Annotated in this window: 11 protein-coding genes, 1 tRNA gene and 3 pseudogenes; 8 read left to right on the top strand and 7 right to left on the bottom strand. The window is 65.9% G+C overall.

What is annotated here, in order from left to right; genetic code table 11:
* Positions 1-341: pseudogene (locus GOOTI_RS27305) on the top strand (dihydrofolate reductase family protein); the annotation flags it as partial.
* A 145-nt stretch (positions 342-486) separates the two neighbouring features.
* Here GOOTI_RS27305 and GOOTI_RS19300 read toward each other — a convergent pair.
* The 3 genes from GOOTI_RS19300 to GOOTI_RS19290 form a co-directional block, all read right to left on the bottom strand.
* Positions 487-559: transfer RNA gene (locus tag GOOTI_RS19300), tRNA-Ala, on the bottom strand.
* A gap of 163 nt (positions 560-722) precedes the next feature.
* A complete protein-coding gene (locus GOOTI_RS19295) occupies positions 723-1,061 on the bottom strand; it encodes a histone-like nucleoid-structuring protein Lsr2 (RefSeq protein ID WP_007240287.1) in 339 nt (112 codons plus the stop codon).
* Between the two features lie 264 nt (positions 1,062-1,325).
* Positions 1,326-2,033 (bottom strand): hypothetical protein, encoded by a 708-nt coding sequence (locus GOOTI_RS19290; RefSeq protein ID WP_138985316.1) that lies wholly within the window; start codon positions 2,031-2,033, stop codon positions 1,326-1,328.
* 94 nt (positions 2,034-2,127) lie between these two features.
* Here GOOTI_RS19290 and trhO point away from each other — a divergent pair, with 94 nt between their 5' ends.
* The 6 genes and pseudogenes from trhO to GOOTI_RS19260 all read left to right on the top strand — a co-directional run bounded on the left by trhO (position 2,128) and on the right by GOOTI_RS19260 (position 7,737).
* Positions 2,128-2,994, top strand: a complete 867-nt coding sequence (gene trhO / locus GOOTI_RS19285) for an oxygen-dependent tRNA uridine(34) hydroxylase TrhO (RefSeq protein WP_007240285.1) — start codon at positions 2,128-2,130, stop codon at positions 2,992-2,994.
* An 11-nt stretch (positions 2,995-3,005) separates the two neighbouring features.
* Positions 3,006-4,086, top strand: a pseudogene (locus GOOTI_RS19280) (CobW family GTP-binding protein).
* A gap of 192 nt (positions 4,087-4,278) precedes the next feature.
* Entirely contained in the window at positions 4,279-5,355 is a 1,077-nt protein-coding gene (locus GOOTI_RS19275; protein ID WP_007240282.1) for an N-acetylmuramoyl-L-alanine amidase, read from the top strand.
* Between the two features lie 74 nt (positions 5,356-5,429).
* Entirely contained in the window at positions 5,430-6,371 is a 942-nt protein-coding gene (locus GOOTI_RS19270; protein WP_039994371.1) for an SDR family oxidoreductase, read from the top strand.
* Entirely contained in the window at positions 6,368-7,144 is a 777-nt protein-coding gene (locus GOOTI_RS19265; RefSeq protein WP_007240280.1) for a fructosamine kinase family protein, read from the top strand. Before GOOTI_RS19270 ends, GOOTI_RS19265 begins: the two co-directional genes overlap by 4 nt.
* On the top strand, positions 7,141-7,737 hold the full coding sequence (locus GOOTI_RS19260) for a nucleosidase (protein WP_007240279.1): 597 nt from the start codon (positions 7,141-7,143) through the stop codon (positions 7,735-7,737). Before GOOTI_RS19265 ends, GOOTI_RS19260 begins: the two co-directional genes overlap by 4 nt.
* A gap of 7 nt (positions 7,738-7,744) precedes the next feature.
* Here GOOTI_RS19260 and GOOTI_RS19255 read toward each other — a convergent pair whose 3' ends face one another.
* The 4 genes and pseudogenes from GOOTI_RS19255 to GOOTI_RS19245 form a co-directional block, all read right to left on the bottom strand.
* Positions 7,745-8,863, bottom strand: a complete 1,119-nt coding sequence (locus GOOTI_RS19255) for a DUF6542 domain-containing protein (protein ID WP_233425544.1) — start codon at positions 8,861-8,863, stop codon at positions 7,745-7,747.
* A 34-nt stretch (positions 8,864-8,897) separates the two neighbouring features.
* Positions 8,898-10,112, bottom strand: coding sequence for a DNA recombination protein RmuC (locus GOOTI_RS26235; protein WP_039994380.1), 1,215 nt, complete (start codon positions 10,110-10,112; stop codon positions 8,898-8,900).
* 174 nt (positions 10,113-10,286) lie between these two features.
* Positions 10,287-10,460: pseudogene (locus GOOTI_RS26905) on the bottom strand (methylated-DNA--[protein]-cysteine S-methyltransferase); the annotation flags it as partial.
* Positions 10,461-10,861: 401 nt separating this feature from the next.
* Positions 10,862-12,379 carry an Ada metal-binding domain-containing protein gene (locus GOOTI_RS19245; RefSeq protein WP_007240276.1) on the bottom strand — a complete coding sequence of 506 codons (1,518 nt, stop codon included), beginning with the start codon at positions 12,377-12,379 and terminating at the stop codon, positions 10,862-10,864.
* A gap of 118 nt (positions 12,380-12,497) precedes the next feature.
* Here GOOTI_RS19245 and GOOTI_RS19240 point away from each other — a divergent pair, with 118 nt between their 5' ends.
* The gene (locus GOOTI_RS19240; protein WP_233425543.1) at positions 12,498-12,866 is read left to right on the top strand and encodes a hypothetical protein; all 369 of its coding nucleotides are present in this window, start codon (positions 12,498-12,500) and stop codon (positions 12,864-12,866) included.
* The last annotated feature ends 123 nt before the right edge of the window (positions 12,867-12,989 follow it).

Here is a 12,989-nt window from a genome sequence, read left to right as displayed (position 1 = left end):
TGGCGGCTCATTGGCCGTTCGTCGCGGACAGCGACCCGGTCGCGGCCCAGCTCAACTCCGCGGAGAAATACGTCGTCACGAACACGATGACGAGGTTCGATTGGCGTCATACGTATGCGATCGGTGGCGAGGTGGTCTCGGCCGTGCGCTCCTTCAAGGAAGACGGTGACGGCACGGTCACCATCCTCGGTAGCGGTGTGCTCGTCCGCACACTCATCGGGGCGGGACTGCTCGACGGGCTTCGACTCTTTGTCCACCCGCTGATCCTCGGCTCCGGTAGGCGGCTCTTCGATGAACTGGTGAATCCATGCGCGCTCACGCTTGTCGATTCGTACACCACGGGACTCGGAACCATCGCGATGTCGTACAGGATCGGGGCCGACGGAGTCCAGGGGACGACCGACGCGGTGAGCTCCGAGCCGTGTGGCGCAGGTCCGCGTACGAGCGAGAACTCCCTCCGACCGCAGGTCGGAGGGAGTTTGTCGGTGGAGCTAAGGGGACTCGAACCCCTGACCCCCACACTGCCAGTGTGGTGCGCTACCAGCTGCGCCATAGCCCCGTATTCATCACTTGACGTCTCGGAAACCCGTCCGAAGCGCAAAGGCGAAACTACACCATCGACACGGAGGGAACCAAATTCACTCGCTGCCCGCGCGGTAGTGCGCGGGCAGCGGCGCAGCTCTCGCCTCGGGTGAGCACGCGCACCCCGGTCGGTGCCTCCGTCAGTGCGCGGCTTCGAAAGCCTCGAGGACGTTCAGCGGAATGCGACCCCGATCGCTGACCTCATATCCGTTCTTGGTTGCCCACGACCGGATTGCCTGCGTTTGCTCTTTACTCCGGCCTCCGCTGGAGTTCTGCGCTGCACGCTTCGGCGCGCGTGAACCACCGGTACGAGATACCGAAATGTATTTAGCGAGTCCGTCACGGAACTGCTGTGCATGCTTTGATGACGTGTCGAACTCGTAGCTCTTGCCGTCGAGGCTCCAGCGGACGGTTTCATACTCGTCGAGCACCTTGCCGTCGACGTCGTCGATGACCTGAACGATTTCCTTCTTTGCCATTTTCCCTCCGGTTGTTGCTTGCACTGGACTGGGTGCGGTGTCGGCCGACAGTCGGTGGGCACGTCAGAACGTTTCGGTGAACGTCGAGAACGCTGACGATCTGTCGAGCCGGACGGTATATGCATTCTTTTATACACCGTTTGTTTGCGCATCCGGAATCGCAATTCGTACTGACTGGCCGGTCTACGAGTGGTGCCGAGCGTTCAGGTGTTGTAAATGCGGTTTGCGTCACTACTGAGCATTGCTGATCAAACAATGACAGTTTCAGTTCGTCGGAGACGTCGGGTTGTCGACGCCGGGCTGGTCGACCCCTGTTGTCGTAGTTGTCCCGACCTCGTTTTCGCGCGCGTCTCTCAGCGATACCGGCGCCTTGTCCACGGCATTGATGAGTGTGAAACCCTTTGTGCCGAGCGAGAATCCCGATTGCGAGTCGGACTGTAGGCAGTAGATTCCCGAGCTGTCGCTGAGGCAGGAGAATCTACCGACCGAAATGGTCATGCCATCGTCGACGATTGCGCTGCGGAATAAAACCGTATGCTCATTCTCGCAACCACCCTGCTGTGCACGTTCGGCAGTCAAGACCACGAGATTCTCAGCCCAAACACAGGAGCGCGGCGTGCGGGCCGGGCGCGTCGCGGATGATTGGTTGTCATTCGCCCGGCACGTCAGAGCACGACGTGAAGCCTCGACGTTGATCTCGGTGGAACAACTGACGGCTTTGTCCGGGGTTGTGAAGTGAAAGCCTGACGTGTCACGGACTTCGCCATCGGGCGTCGTCGAACCTTGGTGATATCGCGAATTGTCTGCGCGTGGTGCCGTTGCTATCACGCGCCCGATGGTGTCGCTGGCCAGGAAGGTTGCCGTACGACTTTGTGTGACGATTGACGTCGATGTTGTCGGATAATCCGATTCCGTCGACAAATTGTCTGTCGCCGGCAGAACGATCGACGACGGCGTGGTGTCGGTGTTCAAGCCACACGATGTGAGCGCGACTCCGAGGGCTGCGGCAGCGACGAAGGCGGGAACCGCCAGAAAACGCGCGCGGCGGCGACCGTACCCTTGCACTGTGTCGACCCCCAAGATCGTGTTGTTCTACGTATTCACGCCGCTTCCGGACCCTGACGCGATACGCCTGTGGCAAATGACCGTGTGTGAATCGCTTGGTCTTCGCGGAAGAATCATCGTGTCCCCGCACGGTATCAATGGCACCGTCGGCGGCGAACTCGACAGCGTCAAACGCTACGTCAGGAAGTTGCGGGAGTACCCCGCATTTCGCGATGTCGACATCAAATGGTCCGGCGGCCTGGGCGACGACTTCCCGAAGCTCGTCGTGCGCGTACGGCCCGAGATCGTGACGTTCGGCGCGCCGGACGAACTCGACGTCGACTCGGATGGCGTCATCGGAGGGGGCGAGCGACTCGACCCTGACGGTGTACACCGTCTGGTATCCGAACGCGGCGACGACGTCGTGTTCTTCGACGGACGCAACCAGATCGAGGCGCAGATCGGCCGATTCGCCGGCGCTGTCGTCCCTGATGTCGAGACCACGCGTGATTTCGTGCCACTACTCGACAGCGGCGCGTTCGATCACCTCAAAGACCGCCCCGTCGTCACCTACTGCACGGGTGGCGTGCGATGCGAGGTGCTCTCGATGTTGATGCGCAAGCGCGGCTTCTCCGAGGTCTATCAACTCGACGGGGGCATCGTCCGCTACGGCGAGCAGTTCGCCGACGACGGTCTGTGGGAAGGCTCGCTCTACGTCTTCGACAAGCGGATGACGGTGAACTTCTCCGACGACGCTGCGGTGCTCGGTCGCTGTGGTGAATGTGGCGCGGCGACGAGCAACGTCGAGAACTACCCCGACCGACAGGGCCGCGAACTCGCGGTGATCTGCCCCGACTGCTTCGACGGGCTCTCCGGCGCCCGCGCATGACTCCCGCCCACGTGAGTGACGAACCGGTCCCTGTCGTGGTCCTCGCCGGATTCCTCGGCGCGGGCAAGACGACAGTCCTCAACCACCTCCTCCGCACCGGGGGAGCGGGTGACCGTGCACGCCTCGGTGTCCTGGTCAACGACTTCGGCGCCATCAACATCGACGCGCTCCTGGTGGCGGGGCAGGCCGATGGTGCGGTGACGTTGACCAACGGCTGCATGTGTTGCTCGGTCGATCGGGACGGGCTCGATGCGGCGCTTGCTGCCCTGGCGCGACCGGAAGCGGGGCTCGATGCGATCGTGATCGAGGCGAGCGGGATCGCCGAGCCGAAATCGCTTGTCCGCCTCGTCACCGGTATTCCCGACCCGGGGTTGCGCTACGGCGGACTCGTCTACGTGATCGATGCCGCAGGGTTCGCCGCTCTGCGTGCCAAACACCCCGAGGTGGACTCACATATCGCGATCGCCGACCTCGTCGTCGTCAACAAGAGCGACCTCGTCGACGCTGACAGGCTCCCGGATCTGCTCGCCACGGTTCGGCAGGTGAATCCGTCAGCACCGGCCATCGCCGTCGCCGAAGGCGAGGTCGAACCGGAGTTGCTGTTCGATCGACTGGTCCGACCACCCGAGGACGTCTCGACGCCGCGCCAGCTCACCCTCGACGACCTGATGATCTCCGAGGTTGCACGAGACACCCACGACCACGGAGTCAGCGACCACGGACCGCACGGTCATCTCCACGACGCCTACAGTTCCGTCGAGCTCGACACGCCCGACCCGGTCGATCCTCGTCGTCTCGCCGCGTTGCTCCGCGACCCGCCCGTCGGCTGCTACCGCATCAAGGGTGTGGTGCGTTTCGACCTACCCGGATAACCGAGATCGGTATGTCGTGCACGGCGTCGGTGGTTTCGTCCGGGTCTCCCGTAGCGGCTGGGCGGGAGAGGAACCCCGCACCCGGATCGTCGCCATCGGATCGGACATGGACCCCGCCGTGGCCGATCGGGCACTCGCCGAGGTCCTGGCCACGCCGGAGACCCTCGACGACGAGTTCGGCATCCTGCACATCACCCGATATCTACCCGATGCGGGCTGAACGGTCCGAGCCTGCCGCCGATTGCGGTCACGTCACAGCTGCCTAACGAATCCCGTCGTCCCAGGTCACTGATTTCCGCATTGCGCACTCTGCTGCTTAGCTGTTAAAGCTGTGACTGTTGTGACTAGTGTTGCGTCTTGGAAGGAGTGAGGTGCGCTCGGTGAACACCGATCCTGCGCGCCCGAAACCGTGATGACCCAGAAACGACACCTGCGGACGCGTGTATCCGCTGCCACCGCCGCGGTTGCCTTCGCCGCTGCCGCAACCGTCGCCGTGACCACGGGCCTCGGCACTGCTGCAGCAGCGCCCGCACCCACGGCACCGTCCTCGCAGCCGGCCACCGGCTCGACCCTCGCAGGCAAGACCGTGTTCCTCGACCCCGGACATCAGGGCGGTTCGGCAGGCCACAACCTGTCGGCGCAGGTGCCAGACGGTCGCGGTGGCAAGAAGGACTGTCAGACCACCGGCGCGACCGGAGTCAACGGGGCTGCCGAGCACACGGTCAACTGGCAGATCTCTCAGTTGGTCAAAGCCGGTCTGGAAAGCCAGGGTGCGCGCGTCGTGCTGAGCAGGCCCGACGACACCGGCTGGGGTGGATGCGTCGACGAACGCGCCGCCGCGGCCAGCCGGTCGGGCGCCGCGGTCGCCGTCAGCCTGCATGCCGACTCGACGGCCGCGGGAGCCGACGCGGGCAAGAAGGGCTTCCACATGATCGTGCCAACGCTCCCGCTGCCCGACGCGAAGGCCAACGCGGTCCAGGGTGGGGAGGGACGCAAGGCGTCGAACATCATGCGCGACGCCTTCGTCAAGGCTGGCTTCCCGTCGGCGAACTATGCGGGCGTCGTCAACGGCATCCAGACCCGATCCGACATCGCAGCAGTGAATCTCACGACGGTTCCCGCCGTGTTCATCGAGATGGGCAATCTGTCGAATCCCGCCGAAGCTGCAGCGCTCGCGGGTCGCGACGGACAGTTGAAGTACGCCATGGCGATCACCAACGGCATCCTCAACTACGCGCACCCGGGTGCGGTGTCGCCGTCGGCGGACACCCTCAACAAGCCGCCGAGTACCCCGGAGACGAGCACACCGAACTCCGACGGGGGGCTGTCCCTGGTCATCCCGTTCGTCCAGCAACTGCTGAAGTCGGGTGATCCGAAGGAGATCGGTCAGCTGCTCTTGTCGCAGGGTCCCGACGTCTCGGCCCAGGTGCTCAACGCCATGCTCGACATCCTCTACGGACTCTTCGACGGCAAGCTGCCCGTCGGCTGAGTGGCGGAATCCCAGCCGCTCGGGAATCCGGTCCGCACCCGCGAGTTACGTGCACACGGCTAGTGTTGAAAACCATGGGAATCCGCGATCTCGTCGTCATGAAGACGCCGGTACCGACGCTGCGCGGTCGCAAGGTGCTGATCACCGGTGCGGCGAGCGGAATCGGACGGGCAACTGCCGAAGCAGCCGCAGCAGAAGGTGCCGCGCTCGTACTGACCGACCTACATCCCGAACCACTCGACGAGGTGGTCGCGGAGATCACTGCTGCCGGTGGTGACGTGCTGTTCCACCTCGCCGGCGACGTCTCCGATTACGAGTGGGTCGCTGCGTTCGCGAATCAAGTCGACGCCGAGGTCGGCGTGATGGACGTGGTGATGAACGTGGCGGGCATATCGGTGTGGGGCACCGTCGAGAATCTCCAGCACAAGCACTGGCGATCGATGGTCGACGTCAACCTGATGGGTCCCATCCACGTCATCGAATGCTTTGTGCCGCAGATGGTTCGACGGGGCCAAGGCGGTCACCTGGTGAACGTGTCGTCGGCGGCGGGACTTCTCGCGCTACCGTGGCACGCCGCTTACAGCGCCAGCAAGTTCGGCATCCGCGGCGTGTCCGATGTACTCCGGTTCGATCTGCGTCGTCACGGCATCGGTGTCTCGCTGGTCTGTCCCGGGGCAGTCGCCACACCACTGGTCAACACGGTGAGCATCGTCGGAGTCGATCGCGACGATCCACGAGTTGCCAAGCAGATCAGTCGTTTCCATCGGATCTCGGTGAGCCCGGAATCGGCAGCGGCCAAGATCCTCGCAGGCGTGCGGAAGAACAAGTACATGGTCTACACCTCCTTCGACACTCGCTTCGGGTATTGGTGGGCGCGCAAATTCGCACTGCCGTACGAGATCGTCATGCGTGTCGCCAACAACCAGTTCGATCACCTCGGCCGCGTCGCAGGCACGACGCTCGAGACGCGTTCGGAACAGAACGCGCAGTCAGGGACTGCAGCGGACCGCAGGTGACCGACACCTTCGTCAAAACCGCGGCGCCGGGGGCGGACGCGGACTTCTTCGCCGCCGAGGCCGAGTCGCTGCGTTGGTTGGCGGAGGGCGGAGCGCGCGTCGTCGACGTGGTCTCGGTGTCGACCGACGAGATCGAACTCGAACGGCTGGCGACCGGCCGTGCCTCGACGGCGGCAGCCGACGACCTCGGCGCGATGCTCGCCCATATGCACGATTCCGGTGCCGCGCACTTCGGTTCTCCACCCGACGGTTACACCGGACGACAGTTCATCGGGAAACTGCAGCTTCCGACCGTCACGCGCGACACATGGGGGCAGTTCTACGCCGCAGCACGCGTGTTGCCGTTCCTCGACGCGGGTGTCGATGCAGGCAACGTGACCCCGCGCGACGCCGAAGTCACCCGACGCGCCTGCGACCTCGTTGCCTCGGGCAGGTTCGACGACGGCGAACCGCCGGCACGTCTCCACGGCGACCTCTGGGGAGGCAACGTGGTCTGGACTCCCGACGGTGCGGTTCTCATCGACCCGGCCGCCCATGGCGGGCACCGGGAGACGGACCTGGCAATGCTTGCCCTCTTCGGTTGCCCGTACCTCGACCGGATCGTCGAGTCCTATGAGCGGGTGCATCCGCTGATCGCGGGATGGCAGCAGCGTGTTCCGGTTCACCAGCTGCACCCGCTCGCGGTGCACACGGTCAGGCACGGTCCTGGATACGGGGCTGCGCTCGGCGACGCCGCACGGGCCACACTCGCACTGGCAGGACACGACTGGTGACTTCGACGACGACCTCGACGACGCAGAGCCCTGACTTCGATCCGTCGATCCTGGTGGTCTCGGCCACCCGCGCCGAGGCGCGGTATGTCCCCGACAGCGCTCGGCTCCTCGTCACCGGAATAGGAAAAATGCGAGCCACCGAGGCGCTGACCCGCGCACTCGCCGACCCGGCGGCCCCGCCCACGAGACTCATCGTCAACATCGGCACAGCAGGAGCGCTGCACGACCACCACGCCGGACTGTTCCTTCCGTCGGTGGTCATCGAGCACGACATCAGCGCCCCCGAATTGCGTGCGATGGGTTACCCGATCGTCGACCGCTGGGAGGTGGCAGACGGCGACGGTTCGGTGCTGGCCTCGGGCGACACGTTCGTCGCCGATCCGGTACGGCGCGCCGGGCTCGCCGCACACGCCGACCTCGTGGACATGGAGGGCTGCGCGGTCGCGTATGTCGCCGCAGCCTTCGACGTCGGATTCCGATTGGTCAAGGTGGTCAGCGACACCGCAGACGAGAAGGCGATGGACTGGCCGTCGATGGTCGACGACGCCGCCCGACTACTCGGTGACTGGCTCGAGGACGTCGGCGGTCACTAACCGGAATTCACCGTTGGTTGCGTGCCCGGGTGGTCTGGTAGACGGCCGAGCCGGCGGAACGCGTTGCCGGCTCGTAGCGGTCGAGATCAGCGGCAGCTGACGCGTGCACCGTCGTATGGCCGTCGAGCCGCTCACCCGCGGCGGTCCGCTGAACCTGGCCAGCGGTGGCCCGTCGTCGCGGATCCTGCGTCGCCGCGTTGCGCGGGGGATGTTGGCGTGCCGCGTCATCGCGGGTGGGGCGCTCACGTCGGGGATCGGCAGCCTCACGGCTCCGCTGCGGCGCATCGTCTCGTCGGCTGGAACGGTCGGTCGTCGTGCCTTCCGGCATGTCACCGCGGTGGTCGCGAGCCGGTCGTTCGCGCGTTGGCCGTTCGCGACCTTTATCGTCCGCGGGGGCGCGACGGGTGCGGGGTTCGTCAGCCGGCGCGGGCGCCCTGCGCGAGCGAGTGGGTTTGTCGGACTGCGACTTCGTGGCACGCGAAGGGCGCGCACCCGTCGCCCCGGACTTCGTGGCCGAACCTGCGGCGCTGCCCTTCCTGTCGGCGTTCCTTGTGGCCGAACCATGTGCGGCGGCGCCATCTTTCGGGGCGGAACGCTGTGCAGTGGACGTCTTCGACGACGCTTTCCGCGGTGCGCGCGATGCGGCCGAGCGCGGGGCCCGACGCTTGGTCGTCGGTGACTCGGTCTCGGCCTGCCCGCGGGTCGTGTACCAGCGACCGACGCCGAGAGCCAACGTGACGAGGAAGGTGACCAGAATCCACGGAAAGTCATTGGCGATCGGCAGGAGCACCTTGAAGATCAGGCTCTTGAGCCCCGATGCGTCGTCGGCGTTGAGGCCGTACAGGGTGATCACACCCACGCCGAATGCGATCAGCGGTGGCTGGGCGACGGCGGTGAACAAGGCACGCCTGCGCACAGCGAGAACTGCGAGGACACATCCGACGAGATAGAAGAAGTTGAAGACCGAGCCCAGGCTGTCGTTCTGATTGGCGTCGATGACCGCGCCGACGGCGGTGAAGATCGCAGCCACCAGAACGGCGCCCCACCAGGGGATACCCCGGACATTGGGCAGTACCGACTGTTGGTCGACTGGCACCGCGGAACGGCTTCGCTGCGGGAAAGGCACCCCTAGACGGTACCGGGTGATCCCTGGATTTCCCTTAACCAGAGGTCGATGTTGCGCGCGCGTCTGGTTCGTCCGGTATCCGCGAGGTGGAATCGGACGGCGAGCCGACCGTGCCCGGCGTCGAGCGCACCCCGACGTCGATGGAACTCGGTTGTGCAGGCTCGGAGACGACACCGAGTGATTCGAGCGACGCGAGCTTGCGTGCCGTGACTCCGACGCGGCTGTCGACTACGCCGAGCGTCGAGTTGAACGACTCGACCGCTCGGCGAAGTGAGATGCCCATTTTGTCGAGGTGGCCGAGGAGCGAGGCGAGACGGTGATGGAGTTCGACCCCGAGCTCACGAATGGTCGCGGCATCGGCGGCGAGCGCATCGTGACGCCATCCGAGTGCGACGGTGCGCAGCAGTGCGATCAAGCTCGTCGGTGTCGTCAGGACGACATTGCGCGTGAACCCGTACTCGATCAATCCGGGGTCGGCGCGTACCGCAGCGTCGAGGATCGCGTCACCGGGTACGAACAGCACGACCATTTCAGGGGTGTTCGCGAATGCGGTCCAGTAGGACTTCGACGCCAACTGCGCGATATGTGTTCTGACCGCCCGGGCATGGGTGTCCAGGTGCGCGGCCTGCTTGTCGGGGTCGTCGCTGTCGCTGGCGGCGAGGTACGCGTGCAGCGGGACCTTGGCGTCGACGACGATGCTCCGATCGCCCGCCAGATGGATCACCATGTCGGGACGCACCTGGCCCGAAGCCTCCGACTCGGCCGACACCTGGGTGCTGAAGTCGCAATGCTGACTCATGCCCGCCAGCTCGACGACCCGCTCGAGTTGGAGTTCGCCCCAGCGGCCGCGCACGTGCGGCGTGTGCAGTGCGTTGGCCAGCGCGCGGGTCTCGTGCGACAGCTGCTGTGACGCGGTGTGCATCCCTCGGACCTGTTCGGCGAGACCCGAGTACGCGCTGATCCTGTTGTGCTCGACCCTGCGGAGCTCCTCCGACAACTGACCGAGTACGCCACGCAGTGGTTCGACGATGTGGTTGACCTGGGAGCCGATCGCCGTCGACTGCCGGCGCGCCGCATCCTCGCTGGCCGCCGACAGCGAGCGCGCCGCCAGTTCCTGCGATGTACGCAGCGCGTCGGCCTCGGTTCGGGCGGCCGAGACGGCGGCTGCAGACCGGGAGGCGTTGGCGAGCCAGCCCACAACGGCGCCGAGCAGCAGACCAACGAACAGGGCGAGGCTGACGAACAACATGCCCTGATGGTGCCGGTCGATACCGACATGTTTCGGGGGCACGGCATCGTCGCAGGTCAGTGCGTGAGGACTGCGGCTGGGGCGACGAATGCGGTCAGAATGTCGGAATCCCGCCGTCTCGTAGGTGAGCAACCACTGCTTGAGTGCCTTCCCGTAGCGGAAGCCGGCAACGGTGCCGTCCTGACGCAGTACACGGTGACAGGGGACGAAGAGCGTCACGGCGTTCCTCGTGCATGCGGCGGCCGTGGCCCGGATGGCTGTCGGGTGGCCTGCGGCCTCGGCGAGCTGGGCGAAGGACCTCGGGTTGCCGGCTTCGACCTGCCGCAGCGCCTCCCACACCTTCTCCATGTAGGGGCCCGACCGTTGTCTGACGCTCACCGCGTCGATCGCGGAGAGCTGGCCGGCGTAGTAGGCCTCCACCGCGTCGGTCACAGTCGAGAGGCTGTCGGACCATCGCGACGACACCGGGCGGAGCGTTCGGTGGATCGACGGCAACAGTGACTCGACGTCGTCGGTCCAGCCGGACGCCAGAACCGCACCGGAGTCGTCGACAACAGCCGTGAACGGGCCGGTCGGCGTGGAGATGGTGACGTGGGCCGCCGCGGCATCCGGGGCGGGGTCGGGGGAGGCCGGCGCAGCGATCTGTGCCGAGCTGGCGGGGCAACTCATCCCAGCGTGGGAGTCGAGGGTGGTCATGGTTGTCTCCTGTGCGTCGGTGCGGTGGTGCGCGGACACACCGACTCCCCAGGTCAGGAGACCTTGCGGAGCTGGGTTCCGAGCCGATGGCGCCACAGGTGCATGGATGCGTACGAGCGCCACGGTGCCCACGCCTGCGTGGCGGTGAGGTCGATGCGCAGATCGTTCGCCGCCTGCCGGACCACGAGGTCGTGGTGGAGCAGGGTGTCGGGGTCGCCGGTGACCACCATGGTCACGTAGTCGGCTGTCCACGCCCCGACTCCCGTCAGCGTCAGGAGTTGGGCACGCATCTCAGACGCGGGTACCCCCGGGTGAAGTTCCATCGAGTTGTGGGCGATCTCCGATGCCGCAGCCACGATGGCCTCGACGCGTCGGCGTGGCCCTCGTAACACCGTGCCGCCGGACTCGGCAATGGCGGCCGCGGTCGGAAAGGCGCGGTGTGGGCCTGACGCCCAGCCGGTGTCGGCCCCCAGAGCCGAGACCAGTGCACCGATGTGATGACGTGCCGCGCGCACGCTGATCTGCTGACCCATCATCGTGCGGATCAAGGCCTCTGTGGGGTCCGGCGACCCGGGAAGTCTGATACCCGGTGCAGCGTCGACGAGTCGTGCGAGGGCGGGGTCGGTACGCAATACGTTCTCGGCTGCTGCGGCATCAGCGTCGAGGTCGAGCATGCGCCGCACACGCGCCACCCCTGCGCCCAGGTCTCGCGTGTCGAGATGCGACAGGTGGACCACGACAAAGGGACCGCGCCGGTGGTCGTCGGAGCCGGGCGAGACCCGGACCAGCGCGTGCCCACGCGGGAGTGAGAGGACGCGCGAGAACGTCCACGTGCCCGCTGGATCGACGTTGTATTCCTCCAGTGAGTCGACAGCGTGAGCGCCGAGGAGCGTCGCGGGCCACGAGCTGTCGAAGGGTTCGCGGTAGGGCAGCCGCAGAGCGATGGTGGCACCGCTTTCGGCGCCGTCGATCCCCGGGTACGGGTGGCGACTGCCGAACGAGCGCAGCCGCGTCGGGGTGAGGCCGAAGATCTCGCGGATGGTGTCGTTGAACTGTCGTACGCTGGTGAATCCGGCAGCGAAGGCGACGTCGGCCATGGGCATCGAAGTGCGCTGGATGAGGGTACGAGCGGTCGTCGCGCGATGTGCGCGGGCCAGGGCGAGCGCTCCGGCGCCGAGCTCGGCTGTCAGTACCCGGTTGAGATGACGAGGCGAGTAGCCGAGCGCTGCCGCGAGGCCACCGACTCCGTCGCGTTCCACCACACCGTCGGTGATGAGCCGCATCGCCCGCACGCCCAGGTCGGCGTCGCTGTTCCACTGCGGTGAACCCGGCACGGCATCAGGGGCGCAGCGCCGACATGCACGGAACCCGCGGACCTGAGCTGCCGCGGCGGTCGGGACGAACGACACGTTCGTGGGTCGCGGCGTCGGAGCCGGACACGACGGGCGGCAGTAGATGCCCGTCGTGTGCACGGTGACATAGAACTGGCCGTCGAATCGGCGGTCCCGGGCCGACAGCGCCCGATAGCACGTGTCAAAGCCGAGGTCACCGGCTGCCTGCGTCGTGGTCACGATTCACTGTGGCACACCATCGCGCGCCGGTTCTGGCGGAAATCGGCCATCACACAGGCCTCGGTGTAATCCGGGCAAAACGTGATGTAGATCATATTAGGGTGGCACCATGTTCGGCATGAACTCACCATTCGGAGGTTTTCGACATCGACGTCGCAACCGCGAACTCCCCCTCGCGGAGTACCCCGAATGGGGACTGGACATCTTGCGGGGACTCTACGGATGCGAGACGGTCGACAGAATTGTCGCGGAGCAGCAGACGTTCGAGATCGCAGCGTCGCCGGGACGTGCGACCCCCGACGGCTCGTCGTCGGCACACACTGCGCAATCCGACCTCGGACGCGGTGTGTCCTTCGACACTCGACGGCTCGACGACGCCGAACCTGGTTCGAGGCGATCAGAGCGGGGCGCCGAGAGCGCGCATACCAACAGTGCGCAGATCAACCGATCTCGCGACGACGACGCGCCCGTTCCCCGGAGATCCTGACTCCCATGCTCGCCGAGATCGAAGCGATCAACGCGTTGCTGAGGTGGCTCAAGCGGACTTTCGCGCGTCACTGACGGCGCCCTCACGGACGGCTTTTCGCGCGAGCGGACCCGCTCGTGTGAG

Origin of the sequence: Gordonia otitidis NBRC 100426, from assembly GCF_000248075.1 — a bacterium.
Taxonomy (GTDB): domain Bacteria; phylum Actinomycetota; class Actinomycetes; order Mycobacteriales; family Mycobacteriaceae; genus Gordonia; species Gordonia otitidis.
The sequence above is the reverse complement of the archived record's forward strand: the minus strand, read 5'-3'. Positions and strand labels throughout refer to the sequence as shown.

What these genes read in the sequence shown, in the direction of transcription:
- GOOTI_RS19295 (WP_007240287.1), bottom strand. Translation starts at nt 1,061, where the DNA reads ATGGCAAAGAAGGAAATCGTTCAGGTCATCGACGACGTCGACGGCAAG.
- GOOTI_RS19275 (WP_007240282.1), top strand. Translation starts at nt 4,279, where the DNA reads ATGACCCAGAAACGACACCTGCGGACGCGTGTATCCGCTGCCACCGCC.
- GOOTI_RS19270 (WP_039994371.1), top strand. Translation starts at nt 5,430, where the DNA reads ATGGGAATCCGCGATCTCGTCGTCATGAAGACGCCGGTACCGACGCTG.
- GOOTI_RS26235 (WP_039994380.1), bottom strand. Translation starts at nt 10,112, where the DNA reads ATGTTGTTCGTCAGCCTCGCCCTGTTCGTTGGTCTGCTGCTCGGCGCC.
- GOOTI_RS19240 (WP_233425543.1), top strand. Translation starts at nt 12,498, where the DNA reads ATGAACTCACCATTCGGAGGTTTTCGACATCGACGTCGCAACCGCGAA.